Below are 19,792 nucleotides of genomic sequence, written 5' to 3' on the forward strand. Positions count from 1 at the left end.
ACAATTCGTGCATGACGGATTCGACAGCAAAGAAAGAGGCCCGGCAGGACCCCCACGACGAGGAATGGCTGCAGGTCGAGTCGCTGGACCTGGACGCACAGGGCGTTGCGCACAAGGCCAGCGGCATGGTGGTGTTCATCGAGGGCGCGCTGCCCTTCGAGGAGGTGCAGCTCAAGGTGCATCGCCGGAAGAACAATTGGGAGCAGGGCACGGTGATTGCGATCCGCAAGGAATCGTCGCAGCGCGTGCGTCCGGGGTGTCCGCATTTCGGATTGCATGCCGGTGCGTGCGGCGGCTGCAAGATGCAGCACCTCGATGCAGCAGCGCAGGTGGCCGTGAAGCAGCGCGCGCTCGAAGACAACCTGTGGCATCTGGGCAAGGTGAGGGCGGAGAACATGCTGCGGCCGCTCGAGGGGCCTGCCTGGCACTACCGGTATCGCGCTCGTCTTTCGGTGCGCCATGTCGTCAAGAAGGGCACGGTCCTGATCGGCTTCCACGAGCGCAAGAGCCGCTATCTCGCGGACATGCAAGTGTGCCCCGTCCTACCGGCGCGCGTCAGTGCGATGCTGATGCCGCTGCGTGCGCTCATCGGGTCCATGGACGCGCGCGACACATGCCCGCAGATCGAACTGGCTTGTGGCGACGCGCCGGACGGCAGTGAGCTCGGCACGATTGCCCTGGTTCTGAGGCATCTGGAGCCGTTGTCCGCTGCGGACTTGGCGCGTCTCACGGCCTTTGCGGCCGGGAATGAAGGCGTGCAATGGTGGCTGCAGCCAAAGGGCCCGGAGACGGTGCAGCTGCTGGACGCCGGCGGTTCGGCGCTGGCGTATCAATTGCCCGAGTTCGGCATCACCATGCCCTTCAAGCCAACCGATTTCACGCAGGTCAATGCACACATCAATCGCGTGCTGGTCAGTCGTGCCTTGCGCCTGCTCGATGTGCAGCCGGAGGAGCGCGTCATCGACTGGTTCTGCGGGCTGGGCAACTTCACGCTCCCGCTCGCGACCCGCGCGCGCGAGGTGCTGGGCATCGAGGGCAGCGATACGCTGGTGGCGCGGGCCACGGAGAACTTCGAGCGCAATCGCCCTGCGATGCCCGGGAGAGATGCATTGGCTCCAGCCAGCTTTGTGGCGCGCAACCTGTTCGAGATGTCACCTGCGATGCTCGTGGCCGACGGCGCAGCGGACCGATGGCTGGTCGACCCACCGCGCGAAGGTGCCTTCGCGCTGGCCAAGGCCCTGGCCGATCTTCACCAACAGGGCGACCTGCCAAGAGATGGCTGGGCGCCGCCCAAGCGGATCGTCTATGTGAGCTGCAATCCGTCGACCCTGGCGCGCGACGCCGGCCTGCTGGTGCACCAGGCGGGGTACCGCTGCACGTTAGCTGGCGTGGTCAACATGTTCCCGCACACGGCGCACGTGGAATCGATCGCGGTGTTCGATCGGGCATGAAAAAGGGGCCCGTAGGCCCCGTTTTCAATGCAGATGCAACCCCGCTCAGTCGCGCTCGCCGCCGAAGATGCCCAGCAGCGCCAGCAGGCTCTGGAACACGTTGAACATGTCCAGGTACAGCGCGAGGGTGGCGCTGATATAGTTGGTTTCGCCGCCGTCCATGATCTGCTTGAGGTCATAGAGCATGTAGGCCGAGAAGATGCCGATTGCGGCGACCGAGATTGCGAGCATGCCGGCGCTGGAGCCGACGAACACGTTGATGATCGCGCCGACCATCAGGACCAGTGCACCGACGAACAGCCACTTGCCCATGCCCGACAGGTCGCGCTTGATCACCGTGGCCAGCGAGGCCATCACGAAGAACACGCCGGCGGTGCCGCCGAAGGCGGTCATGATCAGCTCGGAGCCGTTCTTGAAGCCCAGTACCATCGCGATCAGCCGCGACAGCATCAGGCCCATGAAGAAGGTGAAACCGAGCAACACAGGCACGCCAGCGGCCGAGTTCTTGGTCTTCTCGATGGCGAACATGAAGGCGAAGGCGCCGCCCAGGAAGACCATGAGGCCAATGCCGCCGCTGAGCGAGCGGGTGATGCCGGTGGCGACGCCCAGCCAGGCGCCCAGCACGGTGGGCAGCAAGCTCAGGGCGAGCAGCCAGTAGGTGTTGCGCAGTACGCGCTGACGTTCTGCTTGTGGCAGCGCCTGGCCGTAGCCGACGGAAGTGGCAAGGGTGTTGACGCGGTCGTTCATTGCTGAAGCTCCTGATAATGGCTGCGAGGTCGCAGTTGAGGCCATTCTAGGAGGCTGCAAGTGCGGTCCCGGGCAAAGACCCGCCGGATCATGGCTTTAAAGGCCAAGCCGCTTCAAAGGCGGCTGGGGCAGGGCGTGGCGCTATGCTTGATGTTTTGCTCACTCTTCGAAAGACCATGAAGACCAAGTCCTTTCTCGAACTTGCTGATGTCAAGGCGATCGCCGCAGCGGCAGAAGCCGAAGCACTCAAGAACAATTGGGCCGTGACCATCGCCATCGCCGACGACGCTGGCAACCTGCTGTGGCTGCAGCGGCTGGACGGCGCGGCGGCGATCTCGTCGCACATCGCCCCCGCCAAGGCCCATACGGCAGCCATGGGGCGGCGCGAGAGCAAGATTTATGAAGACATGGTCAATGGCGGCCGTACGTCCTTCCTGAGCGCGCCCGGCATCGAGGGCCTGCTCGAGGGCGGGGTGCCGATCGTCAAGGATGGCCAGGTGATCGGCGCCGTGGGCGTCAGCGGCGTCAAGTCGAACGAGGATGCGCAGATTGCCAGGGCAGGCATTGCCGCTCTCGGTCTCTGAGTCAGGCCTCTCCAATAAAAAACGCCGACCGTCCGGTCGGCGTTTTTTATCTGGCGTTCGGTTCAGCGTGAAAAAAAGCTTGGCTAGTCGGCACGAAGCCGATGGCTAGCAAAAAACGACCCTTCGGAGATTTGCATCTCCTCGAGTCGCCCCACGATGAAACTTGCACGAGGGCGAGCTGACTGCTATTTGGTGAGGATCAGCTTGCCGAGTTTGGTGGCCTGCAGCCGATAACGGGAGCCGTTATGCATGATGTAGACGATCTTGCCGTCCCCGAAAAGCGCCGTGCTTTCGAGCAGCGCGATGGGCGAGGGGGATTCCCGGTTGACACGGCCGCCGCCCGAATGATCGAGCGAGGGATGGCTCAGGACATCGAAGGCATTGGGCGCGGCTGGCATGGAGATTTTCCCTTTATCGAAACGACAAGCGAATGATAATGATTCTCAATAAAAAGTCAATTGGCGCGATCCAATTTTTCAACTCGACACACCGGTTCGACGCTCACTTGGGTTCAGGTTCGGTGATGAAGCCGATCTTGCGGACGCCCGCCTCGCGCGCCGCAGACATGGCTTGCGCGACTCGTTCATAGCGCACCGCCTTGTCACCGCGGATGTGCAACTCCGGCTGGGGCTCCTTGGCGGCTTCGGTCGCCAGCCGCGTCCTCAACTCGCCGTCGTCGATCTTCTGTTCGTTCCAGAAATAGCTGCCATCGGCCGCCACGGTGAACAGGATGTTCTGCGGCTTCGTCTGCTCCGGCTCGCTGCTGGCACGGGGCAGGTCGATGTTCACGGCGTGCTTCATCACCGGCACGGTGATGATGAAGATGATCAGGAGCACCAGCATGACGTCGACCAGCGGCGTCATGTTGATCTCGTTCATCACCTCGTCCGGTTCGTCCTGGGTTCCGAAGGCCATGGCGTTCCTCAGCCTTTCTTGAGCGCGACGACGGTGGCTTCGCCGCCGCTCTGGACGCGCGCGCCGGTCACGAAGTAGGCGTGGAGGTCGTGCGCGAAACTGTTGAGCTTGGTCAGCACGAACTTGTTGCCGCGCACCAGGGCGTTGTAGCCGAGCACGGCAGGAATGGCGACGGCCAAGCCGAGCGCCGTCATGATCAGCGCCTCGCCGATCGGTCCGGCCACCTTGTCGATGGTGGCTTGACCGGCCGAGCCGATGCTCATTAGGGCATGGTAGATGCCCCACACCGTGCCGAACAGGCCGATGAACGGTGCCGTCGAGCCCACGGACGCGAGGATGGCAAGGCCCGTCTGTAGCCGCGCGGTGAATTCGTCGATGCCGTTGCGTAGCGCGCGGGTGATCCAGTCGCTCACGTCAAGCGCGTCATGTAGATGAGCCTTGGTGTTGCGGTGATGTGCCGCAGCTTCACGGCCCTCCAGTGCAAGCGCGCGAAAGGGATTGCTGTCGTCCTTGCCGAGCTTGTTGAGCGCCGTGGCGAAGTCTTCGCTATGCCAGAAGTCCTGTGAGTGTTTGGCAAGGCGCTTGTACCGGATGATGTCGAGTGCCTTGACCAGGATCACGATCCACGATGCGAGCGACATGCCGATCAGAAGAACGGCCACGGCCCGGGTGACGAAATCGCCCTGATTCCAGACGTTCATCAGGCCAAAGTGGGAATCCATACGAAGCTACTCCAGAGAATTAATTGAGAACCCAGTTGATCGGGACGTTGAAATCCATTTCTTCGACGACCCCGTTTCGCTTGCCGGGCACGTAGCGCCAGCGCATGACAGCAGCGATCGCCGCTTCGTCGAGGCGTTCGTACCCGCTGGAAGAGCGGACGCTGGCGCGCTTGGGCAGTCCGTCGACGCCGATGGTGACGCGAACGACCGTCTTGCCCTGTTCGCCAAGACGCCTGCTCATGGCCGGGTAGGCTGGCTTGGGGTTCTGCAGGTAGTCGGCGTCGCTGGACGGCAACTGGATGGAAGGCGGAGCAGGTGGCGCGGGAGGAGGCGCAGGTGGTGCCGGGGGTGCGGGCGGCGCGATGGGCGCAGGAGGTGGAGGAGGCTCGACCGTTCCGTCGGGCGCGTTCGGCGCCGGCACCGGCTTGGGCTCTCGGATGGCCTGCGGCCGTGGCGGAGGCGGTGCCTTGGTGACCTGCGGCTTCGGCGGAGGCGGCGGTGGCGGGGGAGGGGGCTCCTTCGGCTTGGGCGGCTCGATGAACTCGCTCAGGATCTCGACGGGGATGACCACCTCGGCTGCCCGCCGAAGGAGACCGCTCTGCAGTGCCCACAGCGCCGCAACGTGGAAGAGCACGACACCGCTCGCGATGAGCGCATTGCGCGACACGCCCAGGACGGTCGGAGGGGGCGAATAGAAGCGGTCAGACACGATCAAACATTCGAGTGCCGGACACCACTGATGGTGCCGGATGCAGAGAACCGCTGGCTGTTACTTACGAAAGATCCACAAAGCCGAGCCGGTGACGACGATCAGGCTGATGCCGAGTGCCGAGAAGAGTTCCATGCCCTGCTTTCCGTGATGGCGCTGGCAAGCTGGATCGAACTCGGCTCCGTTTCACGGCAAAGTGCCGCGACCGGATGGGAAGCGCTGCACTGCGCGACCACGTCGCGCGCGCAGCTCTCGCACTGGCCGCACTGGGTGGCGACCCCGAGTTCGAACTGAACTTCGTCGAACGTCATCCCGGCACGCACATGACGCGCGATTTCGCGATCGGACACTCGGCGACATACGCAAACGATCATGGCGGTGGAACGGCGGGCAGGCTGGCTGTTTGTAGAGGGCTTGATTATAAATAAGAATCCATCGCATTTGCAATAACCATCGCAAGCGGACGCACTCGCTGGCTATGGAAGCCGTTTACGCCTTCGATGACCCCAAAAAAAGCGGGGCACGAGGCCCCGCATGTGTGACGGCGTGAATCCCCTATTCGATCTCGCCCATCTGCGACTGCAGATAGTTCTGCAGTCCGACCTTGTTCACCAGCTCGATCTGGGTCTCAAGGAAGTCGATGTGCTCTTCGGTGTCGTCCAGGATACCCTGCAGCAGGTCGCGTGAGACGTAATCGCGGACCGCCTCGCAGTGGGCGATGCCGTCCTTGATGGTTGCCTGGGCGCCGACCTCGGACGCCAGGTCGCATTGCAGGATCTCGGGTACGTCCTCACCCACGCGGAGCTTGGCCAAGTCCTGCAGGTTCGGCAGGCCGTCGAGCATGAAGATCCGATCCATGAGCTTGTCGGCATGCTTCATCTCGCCGATGGATTCTTCGTACTCCTTCTTGGCCAGCTTGTCCAAGCCCCAGTGTTTGAGCATTCGGTAGTGCAGGAAGTACTGGTTGATCGCGGTGAGCTCGTTCTTGAGCTGCGCTTGCAGATGGTCGATGACTTGAGGGTCGCCCTTCATGGTTGTTCCTTGTTCTTGAAATCACCGATTGTGGGATTGCCTCATGACCACAGCAAGAGAACCCACGCTCCCGCGGTCTGCATGCGTTTGATGGTGATAGGCGTTCGTATTCGTCCGTGGTCGGACAGCGGCCGATAGTGCACTGCAATATTTTTCATAGTGCATTACTATTAATGGGTGAGGATTGGTAGTTATACTAAACACTCGCTTTTTCATCCGTCACCTAGGAACCAGTACATGTCCCTGATCAATACCGAAATCGTCCCGTTCAAGGCCACCGCGTACCACAACGGCAAGTTCGTGCCCGTCAGCAACGAGAGCTTCAAGGGCAAGTGGTCGGTCGTCGTCTTCTACCCGGCCGACTTCACGTTCGTGTGCCCTACCGAACTCGGTGACTTGGCTGATCACTACGCCGAGTTCCAGAAGCTGGGCGTCGAAATCTATGGCGTTTCGACCGACACGCACTTCACCCACAAGGCGTGGCACGACACCTCCGACACCATCGCGAAGGTCAAGTACCCGCTGATCGGCGACCCGAGCCACCAACTGGCGCGCGCCTTCCAGGTCCTGATCGAGGAAGGCGAAGACGCCGGCCTCGCCTACCGCGGCACCTTCGTGATCGATCCCGAAGGCAAGATCAAGACCATCGAAGTGCACGACAACGGCATCGGCCGCGACGCCAACGAACTGCTGCGCCGCGTGAAGGCTGCCCAGTACGTGGCTGCTCACCCGGGCGAAGTCTGCCCGGCCAAGTGGACCGAGGGCGCTGACACGCTCAAGCCGTCCCTCGACCTGGTCGGCAAGATCTAAGCCGCCCCGTTCGCGCCAGGCCCGGGCGTGTTTGCTCCCGGGCCTTTCTATTTCTGTCTGTTCTCGCATCTCCAAGGAACTGGGTTCACCATGCTCGACGCCGGCACCAAAGCACAACTGAAAAGCTATCTCGACCGCATCACGCAGCCGGTCGAAATCGTCGCTTCGCTCGATGACAGCAAGGCGTCGACCGACCTGCAATCGCTGCTGAAGGACGTGGCTGACTCCTCCCCGCTGATGAAGATCAGCGAGAGCCGCGACGACAACCATCGCAAGCCTTCGTTCTCGATCAACCGGCCCAGCCAGAACAACGGCCCACGCTTCGCCGGCCTGCCGATGGGCCACGAGTTCACCTCGCTTGTGCTGGCGCTGCTGCAGGTTGGTGGCTACCCGCCCAAGGTAGACGAGGCCGTGCTCCAGCAGATCCGTTCGCTCGAGGGCGATTTCGAATTCGAGATCTATATCTCGCTGACCTGCCACAACTGCCCGGACGTCGTCCAGGCCCTCAACCTGATGGCAGTGCAGAACCCGCGCATCAAGGCCACGATGATCGACGGCGCCCTGTTCCAGGACGAGGTGAAGGAGCGCCAGATCATGGCCGTGCCCACAGTGTTCCTCAACGGCACGGAATTCGGGCAGGGCCGCATGAGCCTCGAAGAGATCCTCGCGAAGATCGACACCAGCGGCGTCGAGCGTGAGGCGAAGAGGATCGCCGCAAAGGAGCCCTTCGACGTGCTCATCGTCGGCGGCGGTCCGGCCGGCGCCGCGGCCGCGGTGTATGCGGCGCGCAAGGGCATCCGCACCGGTGTGGCCTCGGAGCGCTTCGGTGGCCAGGTGCTCGACACCTTGGGCATCGAGAACTTCATTTCGGTCAAGGAGACCGAAGGTCCCCGCTTTGCACTGGCGCTCGAGGAGCACGTGCGCCACTACGACGTCGACATCATGAACCTTCAGCGTGCGGCCGCACTGGTGCCCGGCGACGACCTGATCGAGGTCAAGCTCGAGAACGGCGCGTCGCTGAAGAGCCGCTCGGTCGTGATCTCGACTGGCGCGCGCTGGCGCAACATCAATGTTCCCGGCGAGCAGCAATACAAGAACAAGGGCGTGGCTTACTGCCCGCACTGTGACGGGCCGCTCTTCAAGGGCAAGCGCGTGGCCGTGATCGGCGGCGGCAACTCGGGCGTGGAGGCGGCGATCGACCTGGCCGGCATCGTCGGCCACGTGACGCTGATCGAGTACGACACGCAACTGCGCGCCGACGCGGTGCTGCAGCGCAAGCTCAAGAGCCTTGCCAATGTCGATGTCGTCACCAACGCGCAGACCACCGAGATTACCGGCGACGAGCAGAAGGTCAACGGCCTGGTCTACAAGGACCGCGCGACCGGCGAGAGCCGCCAGGTGCCGCTGGAGGGCGTGTTCGTCCAGATCGGCCTGGTGCCCAACACCGACTGGCTGAAGGGGACGATCGAGCTGTCGAAGCACGGCGAGATCGTGGTCGACGCCAAGGGCCAGACCTCGGTGCCGGGCGTGTTCGCGGCGGGTGATGCGACAACGGTGCCGTTCAAGCAGATCATCATTGCCGCCGGCGATGGTGCGAAGGCGGCGCTCGGTGCCTTCGATCATCTGATTCGCGCTTCTGCGCCGATGGAGAAGGCTGTCGCTGCGGAGGCAACGGTCTGAACTGCGGGAGGACCGTGGTGCAGCCGAGCCCTGCTTGGCTGCACCCTTCCAGCAGGAGCTTTCGGCCCGGGCTCAGTAGGTGAGCCGCTCGGGCCGCAGCTCCTGCAGGATGGTGGTCGCGATCTCCTCGATCGACTTGGTGGTGGTCGACAGCCAGCGGATGCCGGCACGCCGCATCATGGCCTCGGCCTCGCTCACCTCGTGGCGGCAGTTCTCGATGCTGGCGTAGCGCGAGTTCGGGCGGCGCTCGTTGCGGATCTCGCTCAGTCGCTCGGGCTGGATCGTCAGGCCGAAGATCTTCTTGCGATGCGGCATCAATGCCGGCGGCAGTTGCCGGCGCTCGAAGTCCTCTGGAATCAGCGGGTAGTTGGCCGCCTTCAGGCCGTGCTGCATGGCCAGGTAGAGCGAAGTCGGCGTCTTGCCGCTGCGGCTGACGCCGACCAGGATCACATCGGCGTTGTCCAGGTCGCGGTTGCTCTGGCCGTCGTCGTGCGCCAGGCTGAAATCGATGGCCTGGATGCGGGCGTTGTATTCCTTGCTCTTGCTCACGTCGCTGAAGCGGCCGATGCGGTGGTTCGACTTCATCGCCAGCTCGATTTCCAGCGGCCGTACGAAGGTGCCGAACATGTCGAGCAGCATGCCCTTGCAGCCGGTTTCGATCACCTCGAGCACGTCCATATTGGCCAGGGTGGTGAAGACGATCGGCCGCAACCCTTCCACTTCGGCCGTGTGGTTGATCCGCCGCACGGCCTGGTGCGCCTTGTCCACTGTGTCGGTAAAGGGCAGCCGCACGTGGCGGGGCTTGATCTCGAACTGGGCCAAGACGGCGTTACCGAAGGTTTCGGCCGTGATGCCGGTGCCGTCGGAAACGAAGAAAACGGTGCGTGTGTGCATGCTTGGCGGCCTTGTCCTGCGGCGCGCCGACCCGCTCGGCGCCTACAATTCGGCCCATTATCGGGAAAGCGGACCGCAATTCCCGCCACCCCATGCCTTCTTTCATGCACGCCGCCCCTGCGCCCAGAGCAACCAGAACGATCGCGCCGCGCTGTCTGCATGCCGCACCGGTTTCAACTTCTGGAGCTTTCCCATGTCTCAACTCTTCGAAGCGACCGCCCTGGTCGTACCGTTTGAAAACCTGAGGATGACCGACGTCGAGTCGGTCGGCGGCAAGAACGCCAGCCTCGGCGAGATGATTTCACAGCTGCCACAGGGCGTGCGCGTGCCGACCGGTTTTGCGACCACCGCCCACGCCTTCCGGGAGTTCCTGGCTCACGATGGCCTGGCACGGCGCATCAGCGCCAAGCTGAAGGAGCTGAACACGGAGGATGTGCGCGCCCTGGCCGCCGCCGGCGCCGAGATCCGCGGCATGGTCGAGGCCCAGCCCTTCCCGGCCGATCTTGAAAAGGCGATCCGCGAGGCCTTCGCCAAGCTGAGCGCCGGCAATCCCGAGGCATCCTTCGCCGTGCGTTCGTCCGCGACCGCGGAAGACCTGCCCGATGCCTCCTTCGCGGGTCAACAGGAGACCTTCCTCAACGTGGTGGGCATCGAAGACGTGCTCCACAAGATGAAGGAGGTGTTTGCCTCACTCTACAACGACCGCGCCATCAGCTATCGCGTCCACAAGGGCTTCGCTCACGACGTGGTGGCGCTCTCGGCCGGCGTACAGCGCATGGTGCGCAGCGACCTGGGCGCCGCGGGTGTCATGTTCACCATCGACACCGAGTCCGGCTTCGACGACGTGGTGTTCATCACCTCGAGCTATGGCCTGGGCGAGACGGTGGTGCAGGGCGCGGTGAACCCGGACGAGTTCTACGTGCACAAGCCCATGCTCAAGGCCGGCAATCGTGCGGTGATCCGGCGCAATCTGGGCTCCAAGCTGATCCAGATGGAGTTCGCGACAGCCGCCGAGAAGGCCGCCAGCGGCAAGCTGGTGAAGACCACTGATGTCCCGGCCGAGCAGCGCAACCGCTATTCCCTGACCGATGCCGAGGTCGAGCAACTGGCCCAGTACGCGTTGATCATCGAACAGCACTACGGCCGCCCGATGGACATCGAGTGGGGCAAGGACGGTACGGACGGCCAGCTCTACATCCTGCAGGCCCGGCCGGAGACGGTGAAGAGCCAGCAGCAGGGCAAGGCCGAGCAGCGCTACAAGCTGCTGGGCAAGGGCGCCGTGCTGGCCGAGGGCCGGGCGATCGGCCAGAAGATCGGCACCGGTCCGGTGCGCCTCGTCCACAGCATCAGCGAGATGGACAAGGTCCAGCCCGGCGACGTGCTGGTGACCGACATGACCGACCCGAACTGGGAGCCGGTGATGAAGCGGGCCTCCGCCATCGTGACCAACCGCGGCGGGCGCACCTGCCATGCGGCCATCATCGCGCGCGAGCTGGGCATCCCCGCGGTCGTCGGCTGTGGCGACGCGACCGACCTGCTCAAGGACGGCACCCTGGTCACGGTGAGCTGCGCCGAGGGCGACACCGGCTTTATCTACGATGGCCTGCTGGAGACCGAGGTCACGGAGGTCCAGCGCGGCGAGATGCCCGAGATCGACCTCAAGCTCATGATGAACGTGGGCAACCCGCAGCTGGCATTCGATTTCGCCCAACTGCCGAACCATGGTGTGGGCCTGGCACGGCTCGAGTTCATCATCAATAACAACATCGGTGTGCACCCGAAGGCGATCCTCGACTACCCGAACGTCGACGTGGACCTCAAGAAGGCCGTGGAGTCGGTGGCCCGAGGCCATGCCTCGCCGCGCGCGTTCTACGTGGACAAGGTGGCCGAAGGGATCGCCACCATCGGCGCAGCCTTCTGGCCCAAGCCGGTGATCGTGCGGCTGTCGGACTTCAAGTCCAACGAGTACCGCAAGCTGATCGGCGGCAGCCGCTACGAGCCCGAAGAGGAAAACCCAATGCTCGGCTTCCGCGGCGCGGCGCGTTACCTCAGCGCGGACTTCGGCGAAGCCTTCGCCATGGAATGCGAGGCCTTGAAGCGCGTTCGCGGCGAGATGGGCCTGACCAACGTTCAGATCATGGTGCCCTTTGTCCGTACCCTGGGGCAGGCCGAGCGCGTGACCGGGCTACTCGCCGAGCATGGCCTCAAGCGAGGCGAGAACGAGCTTAGGCTGATCATGATGTGCGAGGTGCCCAGCAATGCGGTGCTGCCGGAGGAGTTCCTGGAGTTCTTCGACGGCTTCTCGATTGGCTCGAACGACCTGACGCAGCTCACCCTGGGGCTGGACCGTGACTCCGGCCTCGAGCTCCTGGCGGCTGACTTCGACGAGCGTGATCCGGCCGTCAAGGCGTTGCTGAGCCGGGTGATCAAGGCGTGCAAGTCGCAGGGCAAGTACGTGGGGATCTGCGGGCAGGGGCCCAGCGACCACCCCGACTTCGCGGTGTGGCTGGCGGAGCAGGGGATCGAGTCGATCTCGCTTAATCCCGACAGCGTGATCGACACCTGGCAGCAGCTGGCGCAACGCTGAACCATGCTTCGGCGGGGCAGCCCGCCGAAGTACTACTTTCCTCACAACTACAAGCTGTAATTCTTATGTTGGCTTGCTGTAGTTGACACCGAATCAATCTTTGGTGTCACACTTTGCGCCCATGGGGGAACCCCGCGAATGGCCGGGACAAGGCGACAAGAAGCCGGCGCATTCGGGGATTTTCGGGTTGAGGACACCATGATTCTTGTCAAGACGGAAGCCGGCCAGCAGGCCTTCAAGGACCGCTCCATCCGGCTCACGCCGCGCCAGCGCTCGGCTTTCATCCTCTTCGACGGCAAGCGCTCGGTGCACGAAGTGCTCGAAGCGGGTATGGGCGTTGCGGCCGCAGACATCGACCAGATGGTCGAACTGGGGCTGCTGGGGCGGGTCGGTGCGAATGCCGATGCGGCCAACGCGGCGTCGGTGGCTATTCCTGCCGTGTCTGTGCCGGCTCCCGAGCCTCAGTCTGAGCCTGTCGCCGCTTCCGCGCCGCCTCAGGGGCGATTGAACCAGGAGCGCTACAAGGAGGCCTATCCCATCGCGACCCAGCTCACCGGCGGCCTCGGGCTGCGCGGGTTTAGGCTGAACCTTTCGGTCGAGGGCACCTCGAGCTACGAGGAGCTACTGGCCCTGGCACCCAAGATCCGTGCCGCCGTGGGTGCCGAGAAGGCGGCCGTGCTGGATCGCGCGCTGGGTATCTGAGCCGGCGCGCACCCCGGGGCAGCGACAGCCTGCTACAATAGCCGGCTTTGCCTTGCCACACTGCGACTGACGCTGCGGGTGGCTTTATCCTTCCACGGAAGACCCACAAGGAGTGCCATGCGTCACTATGAAATCATTCTGCTGATCCACCCGGATCAAAGCGAACAAGTCCCGGCCATGCTGGAGCGCTACAAGGGCATGATCACCTCGGGCGGCGGCAAGGTCCACCGCGTCGAGGACTGGGGCCGCCGCCAGTTGGCCTACCAGATCAACAAGCTCAACAAGGCGCACTACCTGTGCGTGAACATCGAGGCCGAGCAGGCAGTGATGGCCGAGCTGGAGCATGCCTTCAAGTTCAACGACGCCGTCCTGCGTCACCTCACCGTCGTCAAGAAGAAGGCCGAAACCGGCCCTTCCTCGATGATGAAGACGGTCGAGCGCGAAGAGGCCCGCAAGGCCCAGCAGGCCGAGTACGCCGCCAACAACAACTGATGGCGTGAGCGCTGCCGCAGTCAATCAGCTGGTGCTGACTGCCTGCGTCGCCGAGCTCGGCGCCTTGCGTTTCACACCGGCCGGCCTGCCCGCCATCGATCTACGGCTTGAACACGAGTCGACGATGACCGAGGCGGCCCAGCTCCGGCAGGTCAAGGCGGCCCTCAAGGCCGTGGCGTTCGGCGCAGTGGCCGAGCGGCTCGCAAGGCAGCGGATGGGAAGTCTCTGGCGGTTCCAGGGGTTTCTCGCCACACCGCGCAACGGCAAGCACCCAGTGCTGCACATCCAGGATTTTCAGCAAGATTAATTTTCAAGAGGTCCCACAATGGCCACGTTCAAGAAGTTCAACAAGGACAAGCGTCCGAAGCGCAACACCCAGTCGCTGCTGTTCAAGCGCAAGCGCTTCTGCCGGTTCACCGTCGCCGGTGTTGAAGAGATCGACTACAAGGACATCGACACGCTGCGCGATTTCATCAGCGAGAACGGCAAGATCATCCCCGCTCGCCTGACCGGCACGCGCGCGATCTACCAGCGTCAGCTCAACACCGCGATCAAGCGCGCTCGCTTCCTCGCGCTGGTGCCGTACAGCGATCAACACCGCGTCTAAGAGGGAGAACACCATGCAAGTCATTCTTCTGGACAAGGTGGTCAACCTCGGCGCGCTTGGCGACATCGTCAAGGTCAAGGACGGCTACGCCCGCAATTTCCTGATCCCCTCCGGCCGTGCGCGCCGCGCTACCGAAGCCAACAAGGCCGAATTCGAAGCCAAGCGCGTCGAGCTCGAGAAGGCTGCTTCGGCCAAGCTGGCCGAAGCCCAGGCCCAGGGCGAGAAGCTGGGCGGCACGGCCGTCAAGCTGACGCAGAAGGCTGGTGTCGATGGCCGCCTGTTCGGTTCGGTCACCAACCACGACATCGCGGACGAGCTCAACAAGCAGGGCTACAAGATCGCGAAGTCGCAAGTGCGCATGCCCAGCGGTCCGATCAAGACCGTGGGCGACAGCACGGTGAGCGTCGCGCTGCACACCGACGTGGTGGTCGAAATCACCGTCACGGTCTACGGCGAAAGCGCTTAACGCCATTGGCAAGGAGTAAACAAGGTCGCGACCGCGAGCTTGTTCTTTGGGCCGCCTTCGGGCGGCCTTTGTTTTTTGCGGTCGCGGTTGTCCCGCATGCTGCACCGAAAAGTCACCGCTTATCCACAGCGTTATCAAGTGACGCCGTCCGCCATGCGGCTTAGCATGTGCGGCTGCAAGGAAGTTCATGTCCGCCGTCTTCTCCTATGCCGACAACGACCCGTCGGCAGACCGCCAGATCGCCCAGTTACGCATTCCGCCGCATTCCATCGAGGCCGAGTCGAGCGTGCTCGGCGGGTTGCTGCTGGACAACGGCGCATGGGACCGGATGGGTGACCTGTTGGTCGATGGCGACTTCTACCGCCATGAGCACAAGCTGATCTACGCGGCCATCGGCGCCCTCATCAATGCCAGCAAGCCGGCCGACGTCATCACTGTCTTCGAGCAGCTGCAGGGCCTGGGCAAGGCCGAGGAGATCGGCGGCCTGAGCTACCTGAACGCGCTGGCGCAGTACGTCCCCAGCGCCAGCAACATCCGGCGCTACGCCGAGATCGTTCGCGAACGCTCGATCCTGCGCAAGCTGGTCAGTGCCAGCGACGAGATTGCCACCAACGCCTTCAACACGCAGGGCAAGTCGGTCGACAAGATCCTCGACGAGGCCGAGCAGAAGATCTTCAACATCGGCGAGGAAGGCTCGCGGATGAAGCAGGGCTTCCAGAGTATGGAATCCCTGGTGGTCGAGTTGCTCGACCGCGTGAGCGAGATGGCGGAGAACCCCAACGACATCACAGGGGTGCGCACCGGCTTCTACGAGTTCGACAAGATGACATCGGGCCTGCAGCCCGGCGACATGATCGTGCTGGCCGCGCGTCCTTCCATGGGGAAGACTTCGCTGGCGATCAACATCGCGGAGCATGTGGCGCTCAACGAAGGCCTGCCGGTGGCCGTGTTCTCGATGGAAATGGGCGCCGCCCAACTGGCGGTGCGTATCGTGGGCTCGATCGGCCGCATCGACCAGGGGCACTTGCGTACCGGCAAGCTCAGTGACGAGGAGTGGCCGCGGCTGACCGAGGCCATCGAGAAGCTGCGCAACGTGTCGCTGCACATCGACGAGACCCCCGGCCTGACGACCAGCGAGCTGCGCGCGAATTCACGCCGACTCGCGCGCCAGTACGGGCGGCTCGGCCTGATCGTGGTCGACTACCTGCAGCTGATGAGCGTCTCCGGCAGCATGAACGACGAGAACCGGGCGACCGCAGTCGGCGAGATCTCGCGTGGTCTGAAGATGCTGGCCAAGGAACTCAAATGCCCGGTGATTGCCCTGTCGCAGCTCAGCCGCGGCGTGGAAAGCCGTACCGACAAGCGCCCCATGATGAGTGACCTGCGCGAATCCGGCGCCATCGAGCAGGATGCTGACCTGATCATGTTCATCTACCGCGACGACTACTACAACAAGGACAGCAAGGAGCCGGGCGTGGCAGAGGTGATCATCAGCAAGCACCGGAACGGGCCGACAGGCTCCGTGAAGCTCGCTTTCCTCAAGCCTCTCACCAAGTTCGAGAACCTGGCCAGCGGCGGCGACGACTTCTGAGCCGCGGGCCGGGGCCTACTGGAGCCTGGACGGCTCCGGATTGGCCGGATCCTCCTGCAGCCGCCGCAGCATCTCGGCCAGCGTCTTGCCGGGCTCGTCGCGAAAGCGCTCGGGCAGGACCTCGATGCGGTCGATGCGATCGATGCGGAAGCCACGGAAGTCCTGCCGAAGCTCGCACCAGGCCGAGAAGGTCCAGACCCGGCCCCAGTAGAAGCAACCCAATGGGCGCACGATGCGCTGGCTCGGGGAACCGCTGACGTCGTGGTAGTCCATGCGCAGCTTGTGGCGCGACTGCACCGCCTCGCGCAGCGTCTGCAGCCGTGCGCGCGTGCCGTCGTCCAGCGCGAGCGCCGGCGCGAAGAGGGCGAGGCTTTCTGCCGACACGCGCGCGGCAGGCGGCAATACGGAGAGAATCTTGCCCAGCGCCGTCCGGATGTCCTGCGCCATGGCCGGATCGACCCAGCTCTGCGCCATCCGGGCGGAAGCGACCAGCGCCGCGGCTTCATCCTGCGTGAACATGAGCGGTGGAAGGTCGAAGCCGGCGCCCAGCCGATAGCCGACTCCGGCCTCTCCCTCGATCGGCACGCCCTGGCGCTGCAGGTCGGCCACGTCGCGGTAGATGGTGCGATCGGACACCTCCAGGCGCTGGGCGAGGAAGGCGGCAGTCGTGAGGCGTCGTCCGCGGATCAATTGGACGATCTGGAACAGGCGGTCTGCGCGGCGCATGCAAAGGGTTGCTGAACTTCAAACGAGTTTCTTCTCGAAGTCTTCCATGAAATAGTGGCGCCCGCGCTGCACGACCAGATGGCCTTTGGACTCGAGGCGGCGCATGAGTTGCTCCAGCCCGCCCGGGTACTTGAGATTGAGCGCGCCGTTCGCCTTGAGCGTGCGCCAATAGGGATCGTGCCTGTCCCGTGACGCACTTGCATGCGTTCGGGGATGGGCTTGATTTCCGGCAGGCCCGGATAGCCGCCGAGCCGGGCTCGCCAGTCCTTGCGGCCGCGGGAAGCGCTCATCTCAGTCCGTGATCACGCCGATGTGGATAGCGACCTGGTCAGGGCCGCTGTAGGCCTCGAAATCGCTGCGATAGCTGCGCCGGATCTCGGGGTGTCGTTCGAAATACTGCCAGATCGATTCCCAGAGCGCGAGCACTATCTGCGGCATCTGGCCCTGGCCGGAGAAGACCAGGTAGTTGCCGGCCTCGACCTTCACGGCCGAGGGGCCGTCCGAGACGGCCACCCCGGTCGTCAGGTCGAAGGCGCCGTGTGCGTCGGATTCATAAGCCGAGTAGACGCCATAGAGCCGCATGTCGTCGACGCGATTCGGTGTCACGGCATAGACGCGTTCATCGAAGAAGCGCGTCCAGAGCTTGCTGATGCGTGCCGAGTGCGGGTCGTTCTCGGTCTGGTTGGTGGTGCGGACGGTGAGGCCGGCGATGGCGAAGCCGTCGTGGCGTTGAAGCTGCGGTTGCATGGTTCTCTCTCCAGGTAAATCTTGTGTCAGGGGCAGAGCTCCAGCGCTCGGGCGCTGGCGCGCATCGCATCGGCGATCAGCCGGATGTCGTGCTCGCTCACTTCGAAGAGCCCGAAGCGCAGTTTGTAGCCCCAGCGCTTCGGGTCTTCGACGAAGTCCAGTTGATCAAGAAGCGGAAGGATGGATGTCTCGCGTGCGGCTGCGTAGCGGACATCGAGCCGCCAAGGCACGAAGCCGCGACCCATGTCGACTTCGTAGGGCGCGCTCTGCTGGATGACGCCGATCGACACGAAGCTCTGCAGCTTGTCCGTGCCGCCGAAGACGGTGGTCGGCGAGTAGTAGGCGACGCGGTCTCCTGCCGCGATGCGCTTGAGCGGGCCGAGCTTTCCATGCCCTACCTGCATGAAGCCGACGTCAGCATGATCGCGCCCGAGACGGGCATGCTCGGCGCTGGCAACGGCAATCCAATTCCTTGAGCTCATGCCGCCAATGCTGCGCCCCGGCTACTGACAACGTGCTGTCAGCAGCCTTGGCGTGTTCGGAAAACCGGCCTTCGCGGCCGTCCCGGCTACAGCACGTCGCTCGCGAAGTCCGCCAGGCGAGAGCGCTCGCCGCGTGCGAGCGTGATGTGGCCGCTGTGCGGCCAACCCTTGAATTTGTCGACCGCAAAGGTGAGGCCCGAAGAGCCCTCTGTCAGGTAAGGCGTATCGATCTGCGCCAGGTTGCCCATGCAGATGATCTTGGTGCCCGGACCCGCACGCGTGACCAGGGTCTTCATCTGCTTCGGCGTCAGGTTCTGCGCCTCGTCGATGATCACGTACTTGTTGAGGAAGGTGCGTCCGCGCATGAAGTTCATGCTCTTGATCTTGATGCGGCTGCGGATCAGCTCGTTGGTGGCTGCGCGCCCCCATTCGCCTGCTCCGCCGCCGTCGCCCTTGGCCAGGAACTCGAGGTTGTCGTCGAGCGCACCCATCCACGGGCCCATCTTCTCTTCTTCCGTACCGGGCAGGAAACCGATGTCCTCGCCCACGCTCACGGTGGCGCGGGTCATGATGATCTCGGTGTAGCGCCGGTCGTCCAGCACCTGCGTGAGGCCGGACGCCAGCGCCATCAGCGTCTTGCCGGTTCCTGCGGTGCCGGTCAGCGTGACGAAGTCCACCTCCGGGTCCATCAGCAGGTTCATCGCGAAATTCTGTTCGCGGTTGCGCGTGTTGACACCCCAGACGGCGTTCTTGATCGAGCCATAGTCCTTGAGCGTCTTGAGCACTGCCGTCTTGTCGCGGATCTCGGTCACCCGCGCATACATGCTCGGCTCGCCGGGCGCTTCGAAGTAAACGAACTGGTTGATGTAGAGGTTGGGTACCAGCGGGCCGCTGACCCGGTAGAAGGTGCTGCTGCCACTCTGCCAGCTCTCGATGGGCTTGCTCTGTCGGGTCCAGAAGTCGGCCGGTAGCGCCAGCGAGCCGGAGTAGAGCAGATCCCCGTCTTCCAGGGTCTTGTCGTTCTGGTAGTCGTCTGCCGCGAGGCCGAGGGCGCGCGCCTTGACGCGCATGTTGATGTCCTTCGACACCAGCACGACTTCCTGTTTCGGGCGCCCCGGTGCGTCCTTCACGTGGAGGTCGCGCAGCGCTTGGACCACGCCGAGGATCTGGTTGTCCGCCTTGCCTTGCGGCAGGCTGGTCGGCAGCGTGTAGTCGAGCGGATCGGTCTGGAAGAACAGCTTGCCGCCGGACTCGCGGTGACCGGTGGAGTCGAGCTTCAGGCCCTTGCCGATGTCGGCACCCTGCGCGGCGGCGAGCGCGTCCAGCGTGCGGCTGGCCTGGCGGCCGTTGCGCGCGACCTCGGTCGTGCCTTTTTTGTGCCCGTCGAGTTCTTCCAGCACGATCATCGGCAGGAAGATGTCGTGCTCCTCGAAGCGGAACAGGCACATCGGGTCGTGCAGCAGCACGTTGGTGTCCAGCACGAAGAGCTTCGCGGGGCCGTTGGATTTGCTGCGCTTGGCCTTGTGTTGGCTGGCCACCGGCGCGGGCTCCGGCCGACCGTCGCCGGCGCCGCGCGCGGCTGGGGCCGGTGCAACCGGCGCTTTCAGCATCGGCAGGGGAGGCGCCTCGACCGCAGCACCGCCTTCCGCGGCGTGGCGGTCGAACAGTTCGAGCGGCTGGGGTCCGCTGGACCGGGTCTCTTCAGCGCGCCGGTCGGAGGAGCGACGGCCGCCCTTCCCATGCTGGGAACGGGCAGGCGCGTCGAGCGCGTCGGGCGACAGGAGCGCGGCGCGTTTCGTGGGGGCGGGAGGCAGGGGCATGGGACGGTTCGCTCGCAGAAAAGAGAAG

At 63.9% G+C, this 19,792-nt stretch carries 23 protein-coding genes; 11 read left to right on the forward strand and 12 right to left on the reverse strand.

Annotation, left to right across the window (positions count from 1 at the left end):
• Window positions 1-11 precede the first annotated feature (11 nt).
• Window positions 12-1,451 carry a 23S rRNA (uracil(1939)-C(5))-methyltransferase RlmD gene (gene rlmD / locus A8M77_RS24215; protein WP_086924066.1) on the forward strand — a complete coding sequence of 480 codons (1,440 nt, stop codon included), beginning with the start codon at window positions 12-14 and terminating at the stop codon, window positions 1,449-1,451.
• Between the two features lie 45 nt (window positions 1,452-1,496).
• On the opposite strand, the gene A8M77_RS24220 is transcribed toward rlmD, so the two are convergent.
• Entirely contained in the window at window positions 1,497-2,198 is a 702-nt protein-coding gene (locus A8M77_RS24220; RefSeq protein WP_086924067.1) for a Bax inhibitor-1/YccA family protein, read from the reverse strand.
• Window positions 2,199-2,374: 176 nt separating this feature from the next.
• Between A8M77_RS24220 and A8M77_RS24225 the strand changes: the two genes are divergently transcribed.
• The gene (locus A8M77_RS24225) at window positions 2,375-2,782 is read left to right on the forward strand and encodes a GlcG/HbpS family heme-binding protein (RefSeq protein ID WP_086924068.1); all 408 of its coding nucleotides are present in this window, start codon (window positions 2,375-2,377) and stop codon (window positions 2,780-2,782) included.
• Between the two features lie 185 nt (window positions 2,783-2,967).
• On the opposite strand, the gene hemP is transcribed toward A8M77_RS24225, so the two are convergent.
• The 6 genes from hemP to bfr all read right to left on the reverse strand — a co-directional run bounded on the left by hemP (window position 2,968) and on the right by bfr (window position 6,160).
• Entirely contained in the window at window positions 2,968-3,180 is a 213-nt protein-coding gene (gene hemP / locus A8M77_RS24230; protein ID WP_086924069.1) for a hemin uptake protein HemP, read from the reverse strand.
• A 103-nt stretch (window positions 3,181-3,283) separates the two neighbouring features.
• Window positions 3,284-3,697 (reverse strand): ExbD/TolR family protein, encoded by a 414-nt coding sequence (locus tag A8M77_RS24235; protein ID WP_086924070.1) that lies wholly within the window; start codon window positions 3,695-3,697, stop codon window positions 3,284-3,286.
• Window positions 3,698-3,705: 8 nt separating this feature from the next.
• Window positions 3,706-4,419 carry a MotA/TolQ/ExbB proton channel family protein gene (locus A8M77_RS24240; protein ID WP_086924071.1) on the reverse strand — a complete coding sequence of 238 codons (714 nt, stop codon included), beginning with the start codon at window positions 4,417-4,419 and terminating at the stop codon, window positions 3,706-3,708.
• A 19-nt stretch (window positions 4,420-4,438) separates the two neighbouring features.
• Complete coding sequence (locus A8M77_RS24245) at window positions 4,439-5,131, reverse strand: energy transducer TonB (RefSeq protein WP_086924103.1); 693 nt, start codon at window positions 5,129-5,131, stop codon at window positions 4,439-4,441.
• A 98-nt stretch (window positions 5,132-5,229) separates the two neighbouring features.
• A complete protein-coding gene (locus tag A8M77_RS24250) occupies window positions 5,230-5,502 on the reverse strand; it encodes a (2Fe-2S)-binding protein (RefSeq protein ID WP_086924072.1) in 273 nt (90 codons plus the stop codon).
• 181 nt (window positions 5,503-5,683) lie between these two features.
• Entirely contained in the window at window positions 5,684-6,160 is a 477-nt protein-coding gene (gene bfr / locus A8M77_RS24255; protein WP_086924073.1) for a bacterioferritin, read from the reverse strand.
• A gap of 237 nt (window positions 6,161-6,397) precedes the next feature.
• Here bfr and ahpC point away from each other — a divergent pair, with 237 nt between their 5' ends.
• Both ahpC and ahpF read left to right on the forward strand, forming a co-directional pair.
• Window positions 6,398-6,970, forward strand: coding sequence for an alkyl hydroperoxide reductase subunit C (ahpC, locus tag A8M77_RS24260; protein ID WP_086924074.1), 573 nt, complete (start codon window positions 6,398-6,400; stop codon window positions 6,968-6,970).
• A gap of 90 nt (window positions 6,971-7,060) precedes the next feature.
• The gene (ahpF, locus tag A8M77_RS24265) at window positions 7,061-8,650 is read left to right on the forward strand and encodes an alkyl hydroperoxide reductase subunit F (RefSeq protein ID WP_086924075.1); all 1,590 of its coding nucleotides are present in this window, start codon (window positions 7,061-7,063) and stop codon (window positions 8,648-8,650) included.
• Window positions 8,651-8,722: 72 nt separating this feature from the next.
• Here ahpF and ppsR read toward each other — a convergent pair whose 3' ends face one another.
• Window positions 8,723-9,544: a posphoenolpyruvate synthetase regulatory kinase/phosphorylase PpsR gene (gene ppsR, locus A8M77_RS24270; RefSeq protein WP_086924076.1), complete on the reverse strand. Its 822-nt coding sequence runs from the start codon at window positions 9,542-9,544 to the stop codon at window positions 8,723-8,725.
• 193 nt (window positions 9,545-9,737) lie between these two features.
• On the opposite strand from ppsR, the gene ppsA reads away from it, so the two are divergent.
• The 7 genes from ppsA (at window position 9,738) to dnaB (ending at window position 15,989) form a co-directional block, all read left to right on the forward strand.
• Entirely contained in the window at window positions 9,738-12,131 is a 2,394-nt protein-coding gene (ppsA, locus tag A8M77_RS24275; RefSeq protein ID WP_086924104.1) for a phosphoenolpyruvate synthase, read from the forward strand.
• A gap of 198 nt (window positions 12,132-12,329) precedes the next feature.
• Window positions 12,330-12,833, forward strand: coding sequence for a hypothetical protein (locus A8M77_RS24280; protein ID WP_086924077.1), 504 nt, complete (start codon window positions 12,330-12,332; stop codon window positions 12,831-12,833).
• A 117-nt stretch (window positions 12,834-12,950) separates the two neighbouring features.
• On the forward strand, window positions 12,951-13,325 hold the full coding sequence (gene rpsF / locus A8M77_RS24285) for a 30S ribosomal protein S6 (RefSeq protein ID WP_086924078.1): 375 nt from the start codon (window positions 12,951-12,953) through the stop codon (window positions 13,323-13,325).
• A 4-nt stretch (window positions 13,326-13,329) separates the two neighbouring features.
• A complete protein-coding gene (gene priB / locus A8M77_RS24290; RefSeq protein WP_238136947.1) occupies window positions 13,330-13,632 on the forward strand; it encodes a primosomal replication protein N in 303 nt (100 codons plus the stop codon).
• Window positions 13,633-13,650: 18 nt separating this feature from the next.
• Window positions 13,651-13,932 (forward strand): 30S ribosomal protein S18, encoded by a 282-nt coding sequence (gene rpsR, locus A8M77_RS24295; RefSeq protein WP_086924079.1) that lies wholly within the window; start codon window positions 13,651-13,653, stop codon window positions 13,930-13,932.
• Between the two features lie 13 nt (window positions 13,933-13,945).
• Complete coding sequence (gene rplI / locus A8M77_RS24300; protein WP_086924080.1) at window positions 13,946-14,398, forward strand: 50S ribosomal protein L9; 453 nt, start codon at window positions 13,946-13,948, stop codon at window positions 14,396-14,398.
• 187 nt (window positions 14,399-14,585) lie between these two features.
• On the forward strand, window positions 14,586-15,989 hold the full coding sequence (gene dnaB / locus A8M77_RS24305) for a replicative DNA helicase (RefSeq protein WP_086924081.1): 1,404 nt from the start codon (window positions 14,586-14,588) through the stop codon (window positions 15,987-15,989).
• Between the two features lie 15 nt (window positions 15,990-16,004).
• Here the strand turns inward: dnaB and A8M77_RS24310 are convergent, their stop codons facing one another.
• From A8M77_RS24310 to A8M77_RS24325, 4 genes are all read right to left on the reverse strand, one after another.
• Complete coding sequence (locus A8M77_RS24310; RefSeq protein ID WP_086924082.1) at window positions 16,005-16,715, reverse strand: helix-turn-helix transcriptional regulator; 711 nt, start codon at window positions 16,713-16,715, stop codon at window positions 16,005-16,007.
• Between the two features lie 291 nt (window positions 16,716-17,006).
• A complete protein-coding gene (locus A8M77_RS24315) occupies window positions 17,007-17,462 on the reverse strand; it encodes a GyrI-like domain-containing protein (protein ID WP_086924083.1) in 456 nt (151 codons plus the stop codon).
• 26 nt (window positions 17,463-17,488) lie between these two features.
• Window positions 17,489-17,944, reverse strand: a complete 456-nt coding sequence (locus A8M77_RS24320; RefSeq protein WP_086924084.1) for an EVE domain-containing protein — start codon at window positions 17,942-17,944, stop codon at window positions 17,489-17,491.
• A gap of 86 nt (window positions 17,945-18,030) precedes the next feature.
• Window positions 18,031-19,764: a PhoH family protein gene (locus A8M77_RS24325; protein WP_086924085.1), complete on the reverse strand. Its 1,734-nt coding sequence runs from the start codon at window positions 19,762-19,764 to the stop codon at window positions 18,031-18,033.
• Window positions 19,765-19,792 lie beyond the last annotated feature (28 nt).

The sequence above is a fragment of the Variovorax sp. JS1663 genome, assembly GCF_002157355.1.
Taxonomy (GTDB): Bacteria; Pseudomonadota; Gammaproteobacteria; order Burkholderiales; family Burkholderiaceae_C; genus Variovorax.

Coding starts and splice junctions, on each gene's coding strand:
- A8M77_RS24310 (WP_086924082.1), bottom strand. CDS start 16,715: ATGCGCCGCGCAGACCGCCTGTTCCAGATCGTCCAATTGATCCGCGGA.
- rlmD (WP_086924066.1), top strand. CDS start 12: ATGACGGATTCGACAGCAAAGAAAGAGGCCCGGCAGGACCCCCACGAC.
- ahpF (WP_086924075.1), top strand. CDS start 7,061: ATGCTCGACGCCGGCACCAAAGCACAACTGAAAAGCTATCTCGACCGC.
- rpsR (WP_086924079.1), top strand. CDS start 13,651: ATGGCCACGTTCAAGAAGTTCAACAAGGACAAGCGTCCGAAGCGCAAC.
- A8M77_RS24250 (WP_086924072.1), bottom strand. CDS start 5,502: ATGATCGTTTGCGTATGTCGCCGAGTGTCCGATCGCGAAATCGCGCGT.
- ahpC (WP_086924074.1), top strand. CDS start 6,398: ATGTCCCTGATCAATACCGAAATCGTCCCGTTCAAGGCCACCGCGTAC.
- ppsA (WP_086924104.1), top strand. CDS start 9,738: ATGTCTCAACTCTTCGAAGCGACCGCCCTGGTCGTACCGTTTGAAAAC.
- A8M77_RS24220 (WP_086924067.1), bottom strand. CDS start 2,198: ATGAACGACCGCGTCAACACCCTTGCCACTTCCGTCGGCTACGGCCAG.
- ppsR (WP_086924076.1), bottom strand. CDS start 9,544: ATGCACACACGCACCGTTTTCTTCGTTTCCGACGGCACCGGCATCACG.
- A8M77_RS24325 (WP_086924085.1), bottom strand. CDS start 19,764: ATGCCCCTGCCTCCCGCCCCCACGAAACGCGCCGCGCTCCTGTCGCCC.
- hemP (WP_086924069.1), bottom strand. CDS start 3,180: ATGCCAGCCGCGCCCAATGCCTTCGATGTCCTGAGCCATCCCTCGCTC.
- rpsF (WP_086924078.1), top strand. CDS start 12,951: ATGCGTCACTATGAAATCATTCTGCTGATCCACCCGGATCAAAGCGAA.
- A8M77_RS24240 (WP_086924071.1), bottom strand. CDS start 4,419: ATGGATTCCCACTTTGGCCTGATGAACGTCTGGAATCAGGGCGATTTC.
- bfr (WP_086924073.1), bottom strand. CDS start 6,160: ATGAAGGGCGACCCTCAAGTCATCGACCATCTGCAAGCGCAGCTCAAG.
- A8M77_RS24235 (WP_086924070.1), bottom strand. CDS start 3,697: ATGGCCTTCGGAACCCAGGACGAACCGGACGAGGTGATGAACGAGATC.
- dnaB (WP_086924081.1), top strand. CDS start 14,586: ATGTCCGCCGTCTTCTCCTATGCCGACAACGACCCGTCGGCAGACCGC.
- rplI (WP_086924080.1), top strand. CDS start 13,946: ATGCAAGTCATTCTTCTGGACAAGGTGGTCAACCTCGGCGCGCTTGGC.
- A8M77_RS24280 (WP_086924077.1), top strand. CDS start 12,330: ATGATTCTTGTCAAGACGGAAGCCGGCCAGCAGGCCTTCAAGGACCGC.
- A8M77_RS24315 (WP_086924083.1), bottom strand. CDS start 17,462: ATGCAACCGCAGCTTCAACGCCACGACGGCTTCGCCATCGCCGGCCTC.
- A8M77_RS24320 (WP_086924084.1), bottom strand. CDS start 17,944: ATGAGCTCAAGGAATTGGATTGCCGTTGCCAGCGCCGAGCATGCCCGT.
- A8M77_RS24225 (WP_086924068.1), top strand. CDS start 2,375: ATGAAGACCAAGTCCTTTCTCGAACTTGCTGATGTCAAGGCGATCGCC.